The sequence below is a fragment of the Nonomuraea sp. NPDC049419 genome (genome assembly GCF_040676995.1).
Lineage (GTDB): Bacteria > Actinomycetota > Actinomycetes > Streptosporangiales > Streptosporangiaceae > Nonomuraea > Nonomuraea salmonea.
The window spans coordinates 1-15,375 of sequence record NZ_JBFAQB010000014.1 but is presented as its reverse complement, the minus strand read 5'-3'; the positions used below and the strand labels follow the sequence as shown (position 1 = coordinate 15,375).

Below are 15,375 nucleotides of genomic sequence, written 5' to 3'. Positions count from 1 at the left end.
GGGTAGCGTGATGATCGCCGGGCTGTTCGCCGCCAAGCCCGACCAGCGCCGCGGCTGATCTACCAGACCTGGCTGCGGCGGGGCTGCAAGAGCGAACGCAACTCCTTCTCTGAGGCCAACTACGCCTGCCGGATGCCGCCTACCAGCAGCTCGGAGGCCCGATCGTGCTGATCTGGAACAACCTCAACACCCACATCAGCGCCGCCATGCGCATAGATAGAGCACCGGGTCTGGCGGACGGTCATCCCGCTACCCTCCTACGTCCCCGGAGCTCAACCCGGTCAAGGGCGTCTGGGCTCACCTGAAACGCTCGCTGGCGAACGTGGCCAAGAAGACCTTGAACTGACTCGCCTGCCTGATCAACATTTGGCTGAGGAGATGGAGTACCAACATCAGCTGATCAGTAGCTACGTCGCCAAAACCGGCCTCAACACGATGCCCCCACTGTTGCTCCCGCCGTTGGTGCTCTCTAGCCGCATCCAGCCCGTCGTATACGCCCAGCTCAGCCAGCGAATGGCGGCTGTTTCTGGCGGATATTCTCAATGACCCAGGCTGTAGGAAGGTGGGCCACCCGACACTACAAACATGGGTAAATGGTTCCATCGTTCGATCTGTCAGGGCATGATGCTGTTGTGCGAGCAAAACAACGTCGCTCTTCGCATGGTCTCTACGACGGCTACGAGGAGTACAAGACAGCCTCTGATGAGGACTATCGACAGGTTCTTACCAAAGGAATGGTGGTCCCCGACACAAATACGCTACTTAATCTGTACCGCTACAATAAGCGGACGAGAAACGACCTCATTGCTATTTTAGAGCGGGTGGCGAAGCAGCTTTGGATGCCTCGCCAAGTCCTTGACGAGTTTTGGAGAAATCGCAAGAACGCGCTGGATGACTCAAAGAGCATCCTCACGGAGACAACTGCAGAGCTGAGGGCTCTGCAGCAGAAATCCGCAGAGGCGGTGAATAAGTGGTCCAACCGCCTTGCACTGCCGGGCGAGAATCTCGACTCCATCAGAGACTCGCTGAAGCGAGGATTCGAGGTAGCGATCAATCGAGTTCAAAAGCTTACGGAAGCCGAAGCTTTCATCGTGAGCGAGAACACGAATGACGATCCTGTCCTGATTGCCCTCGAGCCGTTGTTTGGGGGCCGAATTGGGCCGGCCTTCGATGACTCCGAGGTGGAAGCCCTTCTTGCTGAAGCGAATCGACGCATCCAAAATAAGATCCCTCCTGGCTATGAAGACAAGGATAAGAAGGGCGGGTTCCCTGCTGGTGATTACTTTGTCTGGGAGCAGATTATCCGGGAGGCCGAAGAGAGAAGGTGTGATGTTCTGATCATTACAGGCGATAAGAAGAAGGATTGGTGGCAAGAAGAGGGCGGCAAGAGGAAGGGGCCGCGCCTTGAGCTCATCCGCGAGCTTCGCCAACGAGCGCAGGCGCGGCTCTTTATGCTTCGGCCCGAAAGCCTCTTGCAATATGCGAAGTCTGTCCTCAACGTCGAGGTAAGTCAAAAGTCGGTCGAGGATGCCGGGCGAGTGGATCGCTTGCGAGCTGCGCTCGAACTGTCCAGTCTAACAATCGAGGAAGTTGGCGCTTTGGACACCCTGGCCGAGGATGCGGTTGGCGGTTATCTCCTTGCCAAGCTACCCCATGACCAAAATGGGGACTACTTGGAGACAGTGTTCGATATGGCGCAACTTGCTTCTAGCTCTCCTAAGCTAGAAGCTTATCTTGACGCTTTTCAGAAAAGATTTCCGAATATAACGCTCCGCACTGAAGCTCGTCGAAGAATGCGGAATCTAGAGTCGCTTGGCCTTGCATCCGTAATTAAGAATCAGGTTCGACTCACTCCCCTTGGTGAACGATTTGTTGCGGATGGGGGAAATCTGGAGCTGCTGCAGATCAGCTTTCTTAGAAGAATTAATGGAGCTGTTACAATACTCGATATGGCGAAAGAAGAATCGCCTCGAAAGCTTCGTGCAAAATTGGCTCGCACCCCACCTCAAGGAGTTAGTGCGACATAGGCGATGTTAACGTTGCGTTGGCTGGAGCAACTCAACTTGATAGAGTCGCTATAAATCTGAGTATGCTGCCCTGAAACATGTTAATGCCATAGCAGCCGCTTGCTGGTACAGATGTGGTCGTGTTGCAGTACATCGGTGTACTTTCGCCGCTGCGCGTTGGTGCTGGTCCACTGTGTGCTGTCGTGGCCCAAGCTGCCCGGTGGCAAGGCCCGACGGAGGAGGGCCGCGGCAGCCGATCGCCCCGACCACGCACGGTGAGTACCGAAGTCGGCGATCGTTACGACCTTCAAGGACTTGGTGTTGTGGGGATCGGCTTGCGGTTCAGTAACGACGAAGGGTTGTGCGGGGCTTGCCTTCTACGCAGGAGGGTGTGACGGGCTGGCGTCGAGCGCCGAGTGCGTGGTAGCAGCGGCGGAGGCGGCTGCGCGGGCCGACAGTAAGCCGTGATTGACGGTGGCATGGGCGCCCATTAGTGAGGTGAGAACGGCGTTCGCGTCGACGTTGCTTGAGTCGTGGGGACCTCGGGCGGCAGCACGGAACGTGGGCCCGCCTGCGCTGTTGTTGCATGCCTCGTGCTGTGTGGTGCCGTTCGAGGCCGGGAGCGGGTTAAGTTGGCTGCTATGGGGCAGCGCGGGCGGTGCTGGCCGCGACCGGCCGGAGAGCCGCAGCGCGGCCAGCGACCGCCCGACGCGCGGCAGGCCGCCGCAGGGCGGGCTGCCCTTGAAGACGTAGAGAAAAGTCTCATCCAGCGGCGAGTACTTGTGTGAGCATGGTGTCTACCTGCGCTTTTGCTGGTCCCAAGGAAGCTCGGTTGATGCTTGACGCCTTGCTGTGGTTCGTCGCTCAGTGCAGTTCCAGTCCCGCGAGGATCCGGTTCAGCGTCTCGCGCGCTTCGTGGACGAGAGCGATTGCGGTACCGCGCCGATTGTCGACGACGATGTGGGCGGCGGAGGGGTGAGTCTCGGTGTTGAGGGTGCCGGCGTACGCATCCCAGTTCTGGAGCTTCCACGCATCGCGCGGGTCGCCGCGAAGTCCGATGTGCTCGCGCATGGACGCGGCGTCGCTTCGCACCCACACCACCGCCACGTCGACGCCCCCGACGGCGCAGCGATTGATCAGGTGAGACACCCAGTTGGGGTTGGCCAGCTCGGCGATGAACGGAGCCGACAGGATCGTGGAGGTTCCCACGCTCAGGTTGTCGAAGGCGGTCTCCATCAGGCAGCGGTACTCAAACGGTCGCACCTCTCGTAGGTACAGCTCCGTGTGCCGGTCGTGACGGTCGCCGCCGAGAGAGACAAGGAGCCGCTCGACCAGGGGGCGGGTCAAGGTGTCCTTGTCGAGGAGGGCCCAGCTGGTGAGATAGGAGAGGAATCGGGAGAACTCGGTCTTGCCCGATCCGGCGTAGCCGGCGACGAGTGTGAGGGTTGGCTTCGAGCTGCCGCGGCCTTGGTGGCGTCGCCACGCGCCAAGGACGCCGTTGAGGAGAGTGTTCGCCCCGGCCTTGTCTGGGTGGTCCGTGACTTGAAGCAGGGTGTGTTCGATCAGCCGGTCGGCTGCGTTGTCGCCCGAAGGGTCGGCGGGCGACGGCAGAGCTGGGAGGCTGTCTTCCGATGCGGTCATTTCACCTGAAAGCGGTAGACGGAGGCCAATGGCGGTAGCTGGTCGTCGCGGTTGAAGCTGCGTGCCATCGACTGCGCCTGGTTTAGCCGATGTGGGGACAGTTGCCCTGCAGGAAGTGGCTGATTCTCAGCCGCATGGAGCGGTGCATGTCGTAGGTGTCGCGTTCGTCCGGCATCACCCAGCGCACCTCTCGGGATTCCGGGCTCGGAGTCGGCTCGCCGCTCACGGGTCGCGCTGTAAGAACGAGGGAGAACTCCTGGCGGACCTCGTCGTTGCCGGTGTAGTGAATGACGTGGCCGGGGTTGCTGTAGGTGCCGACCAGCCCCGTGATCTCGCAGGTGATCCCGGTCTCTTCGAGGGTCTCGCGGATGGCGGCCTGAGGGATGGACTCGCCGAGGTCGATGGCACCACCGGGCAGGGCCCAGTTGTCGTTGTCGGAGCGGCAGATGAGCAGCAGTTCGCCGGCCTTGTTGGTGACGACGACATTCACGGAGGGGACGAGGCTGTTGGCGGCTGGCGCTCTCGGGTCGTTGTAGTAGTCGATCCGCTGGCTCACGTCCCCCGAGCCTACTCCGCAGAGGCGCTCTCCTTGAGGACGTTGGCGTTCTTGCTCTACTCGGCCTCGCTGCCGGTTTTGACGAAGCTGCCCAGGTTGGGGACGGTGTAGACCTTGCCCGCGCTTCTGAGGCGTTCCATGGCCTTGCGTATGGTGGGGCGGGCGACTCCGAACTCTTCCATGAGCTTGACCTCGGAGATCTTGAACTTGGGACCCCACTCGCCCGAGTCGATGCGCTCGTTCAGGACTTCGAGAATCTGCTCCCAGCGGGAACGGTCCTCGTCGAACTCCCAAGTGCGCGTGTGCTCGACATATCTGGCCACGGTATGAGAGTAGGAGGGCGTTTCACGGCCCTTCACGCTGGATCGTGGAGCTTCATGGGATGCCATGGAGTAGACAGGTACTTACAGGCTTGCTAGCTTGGGGATATGGCGTTGGTGAGTGACGGTCCAGTGCCCCGTCGGGTGGGGCTTCGCGGCTGTGCTCCGGCCTGCCGCTCCGAGAGTGCGCACGCCGCGACTGGAGATGGCTCCTCGCTCACCAACGCCTGTTCGTCGATCACGGTCCCCGTGAGCGCCGCCGGCGCTCTGTCGGCGATCGCTCTTCATGAAGGACGGTGAGCCCTGTGGCAGAGGACTACGACTTTCACGGCACCCACCCCGCCACGCCACGCCCGGACGCGGTGCCGGTCAGATGGGCCATGGTCGAAGACCGTCCGCTCCCCGCACGCGTCCGGGGCTACACCTGTGAATGCCTGCCGATCATCTTCGAGGACTGCCGGGCCGGCGGACAGGGCTTCATTCGGCGGTATGACCGGTCGGTCTCTCCCTGGGTCATCGCCGAGAGTCCGCGCATCAAGGTCAGTGCCGCCGAGACGCTGTGGCGGCAACTCATCAACGGCGAAGCGAGGTGAGGACGCGCCGACCCTCGTAACCCACGCACACGTAGCGTCACAATCTGAAACTGATCTGTGACGAGCGTTTCCGCAGGTCGAAGGCCGACCTGCGGTTTCGCGTGCCCGCCGACTGGCAGTTTTTCTGCCAGTGGCCCACGTCACCCGTCTTATCGTCGAAGCAAGCGACGGCGAGAGGGAGGGGCTCGGACGTGGCAACAGAGTACGCGACGCAGGGCCAGCGGATCGCGCGGGCGCGTCACCGCAAGGGGTGGGACCAAGCCACTCTCGCTGAGAAGGTCGGCCGGTCCGTCTCCTGGCTGTCGAAGGTGGAGAACGGGCGGCTGCCGCTGGACCGCATGAGCGTGGTCGGGCAACTCGCCGAGGTGCTCGGGGTGGAGGTTGCCGAACTCACCGGTCAGCCGTACCAGCACGAGACGACGGAACTCGACTCCGGCCACGCGGCGGTGCCGGCGCTCCGGCTCGCGCTTCAACAGGCTTCGCTGCCCAGCGGGGTTCTGCTCAGCACGGCAAGAGAACCTCGGCCGCTGCAGGAGCTTGAGGCGAATGTGCGCCTCGCCGAGCAGCTGCGCCAGGACGCCAAGTTCACCGGTCTGGGCGAGGTGTTGCCTGGCATCCTCACTGACCTGATCGCCGTCACCAACGACTCGTCGGCCGATCGCGAACGAGCTGAGGCGCTGATGCTGCGGGCGTGCCACATGGCGCGGGTGTCGTCCAACCTCCTGGGACATCATGACCTGGGCTGGACCGCCGTGCAGCGTGAGCTCGTCGCCGCGCAACGGGTCGGTACTCCGGATCTGGTCGCAGCCGCAAGCTGGGACCTCTGTGGTGTGTGGCTGCACGAAGCGCAGCTCGACCCCGCCAAGGACGCGGCCCTGTCGGCGATCGACCAGATCGAACCTCACGTAGGCGGGAGCGACACCATCAAGGCGATGTGGGGTGCCCTGCACCTGCGCGCCGCGGTGGCGTACTCGCGGCTGTGGGACCAGCGCGAGGCCGAGGGCCACCTGGAGGAAGCTCGCAGGGTCGCCGAGGTGCTGCCGCGGGACGGCAACGTCTTCCAGACGCAGTTCAACCGAGTGAACACCACGATCCACGCGGTCGAGGTGAGCATGGAGCTGGGCCGGCCCCGCGAGGTCATCTCCCGCGCCGAACACGTCGAAGTCGCCCGGATCGCCTCGTCCGAACGCCAGGCCCACTATTGGACTTGTAGCGCGGCGGGCTACCACATGAACAGGAAGGACAACCAAGCGGCAGACGCTCTGCTCCGTGCCGACCGGATCGCGCCCCAGCACGTCCGGAACCGTCCACTGGTCCGCAACATCGTGCGCGACCTGAGGGACAGCGGCAACCTGCATCGTCAGCGCGAGATTCTCAATCTCGCCAAGGCGATGCGGCTGCTGTGAGCACGGAAGACGGAGGGCTATCCGCGCAATGGCTCCCCACCTGTCAGGTAACCCGGGGGCGCTTCGGCGTCCTGCCTACACAATGGGGTGGTACGTGGGTCTCAGTGAGATCGAACGACAGATCCTGCTACGTGAGCTGGCGGAGATCACGGTCGACCTGGCCGAACTCCAGCGGCGCACCGAGAGGATCACTTCTCGGCTTGATCAGGACGAGTCCGGGCGTCTAGCTCGTCCAGCCTGACTGTCAGCTTCTGCATGTGCTGACGGATCTCGCTCAGCTGCTCGGAGATGATGCGGAACTCTTCGCTGTGCTCGCCGGGAGTCGGGCCGGCGGTCTCGTCGTCGGGGGTCCGGCTGACGAAACTGCCGGCTCCCTGGCGGGTCTCGATGAGTCCTTCGTCGCGTAGGACGGCTAGGGCGTTGCCGATGGTCATCATGGCAACGCCGTACCGTTCGGCCAGTTCCCGGGCCACGGGGAGGCGCTCGCCGACCGCGTAGCGGCCCGATGCGATGTCGCGCCGGATGTCCTCGGCGATTCGCAGGTACGGCCGGCGACGGTCGGTGGATGCCATGACCCAACTTTAGCCTTTCTAGATGCCTAGGTCTCTGGGCAACCTGTAAGCAATCTCGATCCGAGTGAGCTATCTTGGGTTACAAAGCTAGATACCTAGGTATCTTGGTAGGTAGAACACCGCCTCTGAAGGAGACCAGCTCTCGTGCGTACCATCCCGATCCCCGTCGACACCTCCAAGCTCGTCATCACCTGCGTGAAGGCGCCCAAGCCGCGCCTGCTCAACAAGGACACCGGAGAGATCAAGACCGACAAGCACGGCAACACCGTCTACGAAGTCACCGTCTCGGTCGAGGACGAGTTCGGCCGGATCGAGCTCGTCAAGATCGGCACATCGGGGGAGCCCCCGATCAGCGCCGGTCAGCAGGTCAATCCGACCGGCCTGGTCGGGTACGTCTGGGAGATCGCCGGCCGGTGGGGCATCTCCTACCGCGCCGCCGCGCTCCTACCGGTGGACACGGAGCCGCTCCGTGTCTGACACCACGCTCATCATGCTCGGAGTCCTGGCCGCTTCGGCGGCCGGGCTCTGGGCCTGGCGCCGCTGGCACTACCCGTCGTTCTGGCTCGTGGTGGCCTTCCCGTTCGTCGCGATCAGCGTACGGGCCAGCTGGCGCAAGGTCGCCCTCGGCTGCAACCTCACCAAGAAGCGGCAGCGCTTCTGGTTCACCACCGTTCCCGGCCTGGTCGCCTCGACCGGCGTCGTCCGCGTAAGGCGCAAGTGGCAGCGCATCGCCGTGGACACCAAGCCGTTCATGTGGCTGCCCAAGCCCACCCGCTACGGCTGGCGGGTCACCCTGCACACCCTTGAGGGTCAGATCCCCGCCGACTACTCCGATGCCGCCGAACGGCTCGCCCACTCCTGGGGCATTCACGCGGTTCGCGTCTCGTCCCCTCGTCCTGGACGGGTCGTTCTGTCCGCCACCGTCCGCGATCCACTCGTCCGGGTCGAGAACTTGCCTACCTCGCCCGAACTGCTCAAGGTCATCGTCGGTCGCCTGGAGACCGGCGGCCCGTGGATCATCGACTTCAAGACCGTCCCGCACTACATCAACGCCGGAGCCACGCAGTCAGGCAAGTCCAATCTCGCCAATGCCCTGGTCCAAGGACTCGCGCCACAACCGGTCGCGCTGGTCGGCTTCGACCTCAAGGGCGGCGTGGAGTTCACCCCGTACAGCCCTCGCCTCTCGGCGCTGGGCACCACACGAAGTGAATGCACCGCGCTGCTCGATGACCTCGTCGGCCTGATGACCGCCCGCATGGCCCTGTGCCGTGGCGCCGGCGCCCGCAACATCTGGCAACTCCCGGACGAGCAGCGGCCCGTGCCCATCGTCGTCCTGGTCGACGAGTTGGCCGAGCTGTACCTGATGGCCGACAAAAGCGAGAAGGACGAGATCGCCAAGACCTCGACGGCTCTCCTGCGGGTGGCCCAGCTCGGGCGGGCCTTCGGCATTTACCTGTTCTGCTGCGGCCAGCGGATCGGCTCCGACCTCGGCCCCGGCGTCACCGCCCTCCGCGCCCAGTGCTCAGGGCGAATCTGCCACCGCGTCAACGACCCCGAGACCGCCACCATGACCCTCGGCGACCTCGATCCCGCCGCACTCGCCTCGGCACGCGCCATCCCCGCCGAGACGCCGGGCGTCGCGATCGTCGCCTCCCAGGACGGCCAGTGGTACCGCGCCCGCTCCTTCTACGTCAGCGAGCAAGCTGCCGAACTTGCCGCCACCACCTACACCGACCGAACGCCCACCTGGGCGGACATCGTCGCGGGCCACACCACCTCACCGACCGACGCCGACCTCGCCGAGTTCCTCGACTCCATCCCGGACCCGCGGAAGGCCTGACCCGATGCGACGCCTCGCCCACTGGCTGATGGACACCGGCCCCGTCCTCGTCCTGGCCCTCATAGCCGGAGCCGGGTCCTTCACCCACATCCGCGACACCGCCAGCGAACACGGACAGTCCGGCTGGATGGCCTGGGCGATCGCCGTCTGCATCGACCTCACCTGCGTCATGGCCGCTCGCGAGCGGCAGCGCGACAAGAAGACCGGGCGCCAGCGGCGCGGCCCGATGTCCTGGCCGGTCGTCGTCCTGACCGGCGGCATCGTCCTCTCCCTGGCTGCCAACCTGCAACAAGCCGATCCCACCGTCTGGGGCTGGATCGCCGCGGCGACTCCGGCAGCGGCTTTCCTCGTCGCAGTCTCCATGCTCGAACGCCGGACGTCGGGTCCTCGTCCCACCTCACTCCCGGAAGCATCGCCGAGTCCTCAGCCCGATGAACCGCCCGCCGTACCCGCCAACGATCGTCCCGCTCTCGTCCCGGCTGTGGACGTGGATCGGCCTGGACCTTCTCCTGCGCTTGTCGACTACGCCCGCCGAGTGGCCGACGAACACCACGCCAGGCACAGCAAGCCCATCACCCGCGACGTCCTCCGCGCCCGCCTCGGCGTCTCCGAGCAACTCGCATCCGACCTGCTCAGCATCTGTGGAACGTTCCAGAATCACGAGAGGCAATCGCCATGGACAACGACCGAAACGCCCTCATCGCCGGGCTGATCGCCCTGGCCGGCTTCCTCAAGGCCAACCCGCAAGTACCCACCTCCATAGCACCCGTCATCATCCGCGGCTTTCCCGCCAACGGCACCGACGAACAGATGCGCGCTGAGGTCGACAAGGTCGCCGTCCTGCTCGGTACGGACATCGACCGCGACCACCTCCCTCACGGCCACTACATGACCAGCATCTCCTTCGGACCGGTCACCTACGAGTTCACCGCCATCCTCGCCGCCGCCCGCGCCCGCCACGCCGCCGTGGACAGCTACCGCGACTGCATCCAGACCGACATCTAGGAGGTACGCACCATGCGCATCCGCATCGAGGGCAACCGCGCCGAACTCACCCTCGGCATGATCCACCTACGCCAGAACTTCACGGTCACGTCCATGTCGCGGGCCTTCTCCATCAGGAACCGACCGCGCCACTACCGCATCTACCTCACGATCACGCCGCGCGAGAGCCACTGATCGTGACGTCAGAAAAGATCGCACCCGGCTGCTGCTGCACCTGCAACGGCTCGGGCCTCGACGGCGACGGCGACACCTGCCGTGACTGCCACGGCACCGGAATCGACAACCACGGCGCATAGCCGAGATCCCCTCACCTGGCCACACAACCGCCAAGTTCCGCGCCAGGTGAGGGGCCATCCCACCCAGAGCACATCCGGACAGGACGGATCCATCTTGCACCACCCACACGCCATAGCCGGGATGATCTCCCGACTTCATGACCCCGACTACAACCGCTGGGCCTGCCAGATCAAGCGGGCCGGCGGCTGCCGACAGCCCATTCACTTGCGCGGCAAGGTCGAACACTACGACCAGGCCACCGGCCACCTGCTGCACCGCTACAGCACCACCACCGAACCAAACGGCGTCCTCCGAGTGCCGTGCAAGACGCGCCGCGCCTCGCGGTGCCCGGCCTGCGCCGAGGTCTACCGCGCCGACACCTACCAACTCGTCCGCGCCGGCCTCGTCGGCGGCAAGGGCGTGCCTGAGACCGTCAACTCACATCCCTGCTTGTTCGTGACGCTGACCGCGCCGTCCTTCGGAGTCGTCCACGCACGGCGGGAGAAGAACGGCAAGGTCCTGCCCTGCCACGCCCGCCGCGACGCCGAGGTCTGCCCGCACGGGCAGAAGATGTCCTGCACCGACCGGCACAGTGCCGACGATTCGCGACTCGGCGAACCGCTGTGCCCCGACTGCTACGACTACGACGGCTCGGTCCTGTTCAACGCCATCAGCCCTGAGCTGTGGCGGCGCTTCACCCTCGCCCTCCGTCGCCGCTTCGCCACACTGAACGGCCTGACCGTCAAGGCGCTGCGCGAGCACGTCAGCATCGCGTTCGCCAAGGTCGCCGAATACCAGCGCCGTGGCGTCGTCCACTTCCACGCCGTCATCCGCCTCGACGGCCCGGACGGACCCGACGCGCCACCACCGACGTGGGCCACGGCAGATGCGCTCGCCCAAGCCGTCCAGCACGCGGCTGCCGTGGTGACGGCAGAGGTCAAGCCTCTGCGCCGCGTCTTCCGCTGGGGCACTCAACTGGACAGCCGCCAGATCACCATGGACGGAGACCTCACCGACCAGGCAGTAGCCGCCTACATCGCCAAGTACGCCACGAAGGCGGCAGAGTGCGTCGGCACCCTGAACCGGCGGATCCAACCTCTCGACGACCTGAACGCCCTCCCGGTGCGCGAGCACGCCCGCCGGCTGATCGCCGTCTGCATGCGCCTCGGCAGCCAACCCGGCCTGGCCGACCTCCGGCTCGTCCATTGGGCCCACATGCTCGGCTTCCGCGGCCACTTCTCCACCAAGAGCCGCCGCTACTCCACCACCCTCGGCGCTCTTCGCGCCGCCCGCGAAGAACACATGCGCGCAGAAGAGATCTCCACCGGACGGCTCCATCTGTTCGAAGAGGACACCGTCCTGGTCATCGCCCATTGGGAGTACGCCGGACAGGGCCTCTCCTTGGGCGAACAGCTCCTCGCCGCAGCCATAACCGGTGTCCGCCTGCCGCAGATGGTCGGTGATCCTCAATGAGCAGGAGCGACGAGCTGCTGACCGTTCCTCAGGTCCTTGACGAACTGGGCGGAGTCTCCCGCCGCACCTTCTACCGCTGGCGCGAGCTCGGCCGCGCGCCGGTCTGCGTCCAACTGCCCAACCTCGAACTCCGCGTCTGGCGGAGCGACCTCATCGCCTGGCTCGACTCTCGACGGGAGGCCGCGTGAACACCACCTACGACGTGAAGTTCAGTCAGGTCCAGCAGCGCTCGAACCGCGGAATGCCGGTCTACGTCGCCCGGTGGAGGGTCGCGGGCAAGGAGAAGTCCAAGAGCTTCCGTACCAAGGGCCTGGCCAACGCCTTCATGTCCGACCTTCGGCAGGCGGCCAAGGCGGGGGAGGAGTTCGACGTTGCCACCGGCCTGCCAGTGTCGATGCTGGCGCCCGAGGCGACTGGACCGTCCCTCCTGGAGTTCGCGCAGGCGTACGTCCTTCGCCGTTGGAACATGTCCGCGGCACGCACCCGAGAGACGGACGCGTACGCGCTCCTATCGCTGATCCCAGCCCTCGTAGCCGACGCGCCGCGCCGCCCGTCCGCGGATGGTCTGCGCGAGGTCCTCCGAATTCATGCGCTGCTGCCGGAGAAGCGGCGCACGGACCTGACTCCGACACAGACATCGGTCCTGAGCTGGTTGGAAAGGGCGTCGCTGCCACTGACGGCCCTCGGGGAGGCACACGTACTTCGCACGGCGCTCGCCGCGATCTCAGTCACCTTCGCAGGCGAGCCAGCCGGAGCCAACACGGTCCGACGTAAACGCGCCGTACTGCATCACCTGCTGGAGCACGCAGTAGAGCAGAAGGTCTTCAGCAGTAACCCGCTGGACGAGATCAAATGGACAGTGCCGAAGGCCGTGACGGCTGTCGACCCGCGTACGGTGGTCAATCCAGCTCAGGCCAAGCAACTCCTCGACGCCATTGCCAAGGTCGGACGCAAGCGCGGCCCCCGGCTCAAGGCGCTGTTCGCCTGCATCTACTACGCCGCGCTTCGGCCGGAAGAAGCGGCCGATCTCAGGCAGAGGAACTGCACCCTGCCGGAATCGGGCTGGGGCCTGATCGTCCTGGAGAAAGCGCGGCCCCAAGGGACGAAGCGCTGGACCAATTCCGGTGAGACCCACGAGTCGCGCAGCCTGAAGCACCGCGCCGACAAGGAGACACGAGAGATCCCCATCCCGCCCGTCCTGGTCGCCATACTTCGCGAGCACATCGCCACGTTCGGCACCGCCGAGGACGGCAGGATCTTCGCCACGGGGACGGGCGGGACCTATTCCAGCTCGGCGCACTCCTACGTCTGGCAGGAAGCTCGCAAGCTCGCCCTCACTCCGGCCCAGATCGCCTCATCGCTCGCCGCCCGACCGTACGACCTCCGCCACGCGGCGGTCTCGCTCTGGCTGAACGCCGGCGTCCCGGCCGTCGAAGTCGCCAAGCGCGCCGGTCACAGCGTGGACGTCCTGCTAAGGGTCTACGCCAAGTGCATGGACGGCCAGCAAGAGCAGATCAACAGCAAAATCAACAGCGCTCTTGACGAGTAAGTCCAGGATATTCACCTTCGGCCCCGGTCTTCCGGGGCCATTTTACGTTCTACTGCTCGACATGCCGCGTCGCTCCGTTCCAGAGACGGCACGCTGCGTCACTCTGGCATGAATAGGCAGCGAGAGGGGGCTTATGGACAAGAACCATGACTCAACCCCGTCCTCTGGACCGCTGAGGCGACCACCGTACGGAATTCCGATCCGCCCTCGGGTCAGGCGCGATATGCCGGCCTCCCTCGAATGGCGTAAGTACTCGCCCCCGACTCCACCGCAGACATCATCGTCGCGGCATTGGACGCGCACCGCCAAGCTGCTGTTCGGGGCCGGCTTCTCGACCTGCGCGATCTTCGCTGCCTGGTCGATCATCTGTAGTCCGTTCAGCTCACCCGGCATTGGCTCTGCTCCGCTGCCCACGGCGTCAGGTGCGATTGTCCAGACCCCGACGCCGATGCCTTCGTCGACGTCCAGTGCGCTTCCTCGTACGAAATCCAACCCGGCTCCAAAACGACCGAAGGCCACCACGATCCCATCGCCCAGAAGGTGGGAACGATCAGTGGACCGTCCCACGCCGGCTCGGCATGCCCGTCGGGAGGCGGAGCCGCGACCAGTGCGAACCCGCCGAACGCCAGAGAACAGACAAACCACCCCGAAGAGTGACGTTGAGAGGCAGCCAGGGTCACTGATGGCCGCCAGATGCGACAGACTCTTCCCGCCCTCTGTCCCCGCCTTTCGCATCCGGAATTGGGCATGCCACCGCTTGTACCGGTGATCTACAGCCGAAGCAGAGGCTCTACGCCAGCGGCCTATGCCCGCTGGCCCATGACGGGATGTCGGCGGGCACGGATGACTTCACCTGAACGGTGGCTGCGGCCCAGGCAAGCCCGAGCCGCACCCCCTCAACAAGGGACCTCTCCCTGCCGATCTCCCACAGCAGGCCGGCGGCGAAGGCGTCTCCGGCCCCCGTTACGTCCATGGCATTCGTGGGGATGGCTGGGAAATGATGAGTGCCGTCCTCTGAATGCACAGTGACACCATTGGCGCCCTCGGTGACGATTGCGACGGTGTCCTCGGGGATGACGGCGAAGTCATTGCGGGACCCGATCAAATACCGCATGGCCGGGATCGTGCCGGGCGGGACGCCCGTGACCAGAGCTCCAGCGGCGGCCATGGCTTGAGCTGCGGGAGTGAAGACGTCGCGCCAGGCGGCGAAATAGACGATGTCGCCCGACGCCACCGACGCGGCGGGAATGGTGACGTCATGCAGCAGGTCAGGGTGAATGCCGATGATCGTGCGCTCGCCATCGGGTTCGATGAGCAGAACCACGGACGATGTGCGTCCTCGCAGGACTTGTACGTGCTCGACGTCCACCCCTGCCGCGGTCAGCGTGGCCGTCATCCTCTGGCCGGCGACATCCGATCCCACATAACCGACCATGTGCACGCGGGCTCCGGCTCGGCTCAACGCAGTGGCGACGTTCGCGCCGGTGCCTCCGGGACGCTCGGCACTCTCGCCGGCTTGGACGAAGTGACCGCTGCCGGGCAGGTGGTCGACGTACAGCGCGAGGTCCCAGGCGATCGGCCCGATGATCCAGAAGTCAGGCATACCTGGCCTGTCGCATCGCCCGCAGTCCTTGCGCGAGCACTTCCAACGAAGGGGGAAGTGCGACTTGCGGCGCCCAGGAAATGTCCAGCGCGTCTTGGCGGCAGCTCAGGATGCCTCCGACGATTGCAGCCACGGTGTCAGTGTCCCCACCGAGGCTGACGGCGTACCGCATGGCGCTGACTGGGTCCTCGTAGAGGCTGAGCACGTGCAGGACTGCTCCCAACGTGTCCATCACGTCCAGTGACACGCCACCTGGGCTCGGTTCCCACCCTTCGACGCTGGAGACGCCGAAGTGGTCGAGTTCCTCGGCGGCGATCATGCTCAGGTCCTGAGCGGCGCAGGCTTCGAGTGCCCAAGATCCCATGGCGGCTACCGCACTGGCGGTGGCGATGGCTCGCGCGTCGGCGTGGGTGGTCCTGGTCATACGCTCGACCAGCTGGGGTCGCGTCCGAGATGCGGTGTAAAAGTGAACGAGCGTAGGTTGCCGTGCTGAACCGACCAAAGTTCGCACAACGCTAGGACCTACGCTCGTGGC

At 64.9% G+C, this 15,375-nt stretch carries 17 protein-coding genes; 11 read left to right on the top strand and 6 right to left on the bottom strand.

Annotated features, from left to right (window positions below):
• Positions 1–593 precede the first annotated feature (593 nt).
• On the top strand, positions 594–2,027 hold the full coding sequence (locus tag AB0K12_RS32390) for a PIN-like domain-containing protein (protein ID WP_364569697.1): 1,434 nt from the start codon (positions 594–596) through the stop codon (positions 2,025–2,027).
• Between the two features lie 843 nt (positions 2,028–2,870).
• Here AB0K12_RS32390 and AB0K12_RS32385 read toward each other — a convergent pair.
• The 3 genes from AB0K12_RS32385 to AB0K12_RS32375 all read right to left on the bottom strand — a co-directional run bounded on the left by AB0K12_RS32385 (position 2,871) and on the right by AB0K12_RS32375 (position 4,526).
• On the bottom strand, positions 2,871–3,647 hold the full coding sequence (locus tag AB0K12_RS32385) for an AAA family ATPase (RefSeq protein ID WP_364569695.1): 777 nt from the start codon (positions 3,645–3,647) through the stop codon (positions 2,871–2,873).
• An 82-nt stretch (positions 3,648–3,729) separates the two neighbouring features.
• A complete protein-coding gene (locus AB0K12_RS32380) occupies positions 3,730–4,203 on the bottom strand; it encodes an NUDIX domain-containing protein (protein WP_364569692.1) in 474 nt (157 codons plus the stop codon).
• Between the two features lie 56 nt (positions 4,204–4,259).
• Positions 4,260–4,526, bottom strand: coding sequence for a winged helix-turn-helix domain-containing protein (locus AB0K12_RS32375; protein WP_364569689.1), 267 nt, complete (start codon positions 4,524–4,526; stop codon positions 4,260–4,262).
• Positions 4,527–4,828: 302 nt separating this feature from the next.
• Here AB0K12_RS32375 and AB0K12_RS32370 point away from each other — a divergent pair, with 302 nt between their 5' ends.
• Both AB0K12_RS32370 and AB0K12_RS32365 read left to right on the top strand, forming a co-directional pair.
• Positions 4,829–5,116: a hypothetical protein gene (locus tag AB0K12_RS32370; protein WP_364569686.1), complete on the top strand. Its 288-nt coding sequence runs from the start codon at positions 4,829–4,831 to the stop codon at positions 5,114–5,116.
• A 191-nt stretch (positions 5,117–5,307) separates the two neighbouring features.
• Complete coding sequence (locus AB0K12_RS32365) at positions 5,308–6,522, top strand: helix-turn-helix transcriptional regulator (RefSeq protein WP_364569683.1); 1,215 nt, start codon at positions 5,308–5,310, stop codon at positions 6,520–6,522.
• A gap of 188 nt (positions 6,523–6,710) precedes the next feature.
• Here AB0K12_RS32365 and AB0K12_RS32360 read toward each other — a convergent pair whose 3' ends face one another.
• Positions 6,711–7,094, bottom strand: a complete 384-nt coding sequence (locus tag AB0K12_RS32360) for a winged helix-turn-helix domain-containing protein (protein WP_080044968.1) — start codon at positions 7,092–7,094, stop codon at positions 6,711–6,713.
• Positions 7,095–7,238: 144 nt separating this feature from the next.
• On the opposite strand from AB0K12_RS32360, the gene AB0K12_RS32355 reads away from it, so the two are divergent.
• The 8 genes from AB0K12_RS32355 (at position 7,239) to AB0K12_RS32320 (ending at position 13,237) form a co-directional block, all read left to right on the top strand.
• Positions 7,239–7,571 (top strand): hypothetical protein, encoded by a 333-nt coding sequence (locus AB0K12_RS32355; RefSeq protein ID WP_080044969.1) that lies wholly within the window; start codon positions 7,239–7,241, stop codon positions 7,569–7,571.
• Positions 7,564–8,934, top strand: a complete 1,371-nt coding sequence (locus tag AB0K12_RS32350; protein WP_364569679.1) for an FtsK/SpoIIIE domain-containing protein — start codon at positions 7,564–7,566, stop codon at positions 8,932–8,934. Before AB0K12_RS32355 ends, AB0K12_RS32350 begins: the two co-directional genes overlap by 8 nt.
• 4 nt (positions 8,935–8,938) lie before the next feature.
• The gene (locus AB0K12_RS32345) at positions 8,939–9,646 is read left to right on the top strand and encodes a DUF2637 domain-containing protein (protein WP_364569676.1); all 708 of its coding nucleotides are present in this window, start codon (positions 8,939–8,941) and stop codon (positions 9,644–9,646) included.
• On the top strand, positions 9,610–9,939 hold the full coding sequence (locus AB0K12_RS32340) for a hypothetical protein (protein WP_364569673.1): 330 nt from the start codon (positions 9,610–9,612) through the stop codon (positions 9,937–9,939). Before AB0K12_RS32345 ends, AB0K12_RS32340 begins: the two co-directional genes overlap by 37 nt.
• A gap of 12 nt (positions 9,940–9,951) precedes the next feature.
• Entirely contained in the window at positions 9,952–10,113 is a 162-nt protein-coding gene (locus AB0K12_RS32335) for a hypothetical protein (protein ID WP_364569670.1), read from the top strand.
• A gap of 243 nt (positions 10,114–10,356) precedes the next feature.
• Positions 10,357–11,688 carry a replication initiator gene (locus tag AB0K12_RS32330; protein WP_364569667.1) on the top strand — a complete coding sequence of 444 codons (1,332 nt, stop codon included), beginning with the start codon at positions 10,357–10,359 and terminating at the stop codon, positions 11,686–11,688.
• A complete protein-coding gene (locus AB0K12_RS32325) occupies positions 11,685–11,876 on the top strand; it encodes a helix-turn-helix domain-containing protein (RefSeq protein ID WP_080044974.1) in 192 nt (63 codons plus the stop codon). The genes AB0K12_RS32330 and AB0K12_RS32325 overlap by 4 nt, the downstream gene beginning before the upstream one ends.
• Entirely contained in the window at positions 11,873–13,237 is a 1,365-nt protein-coding gene (locus AB0K12_RS32320; protein ID WP_364569663.1) for a tyrosine-type recombinase/integrase, read from the top strand. Before AB0K12_RS32325 ends, AB0K12_RS32320 begins: the two co-directional genes overlap by 4 nt.
• 790 nt (positions 13,238–14,027) lie before the next feature.
• On the opposite strand, the gene AB0K12_RS32315 is transcribed toward AB0K12_RS32320, so the two are convergent.
• Together AB0K12_RS32315 and AB0K12_RS32310 are read right to left on the bottom strand one after the other, a co-directional pair.
• On the bottom strand, positions 14,028–14,840 hold the full coding sequence (locus tag AB0K12_RS32315; protein WP_364569660.1) for a PfkB family carbohydrate kinase: 813 nt from the start codon (positions 14,838–14,840) through the stop codon (positions 14,028–14,030).
• Positions 14,833–15,351: an ADP-ribosylglycohydrolase family protein gene (locus AB0K12_RS32310; RefSeq protein ID WP_364570269.1), complete on the bottom strand. Its 519-nt coding sequence runs from the start codon at positions 15,349–15,351 to the stop codon at positions 14,833–14,835. The genes AB0K12_RS32315 and AB0K12_RS32310 overlap by 8 nt, the downstream gene beginning before the upstream one ends.
• Positions 15,352–15,375 lie beyond the last annotated feature (24 nt).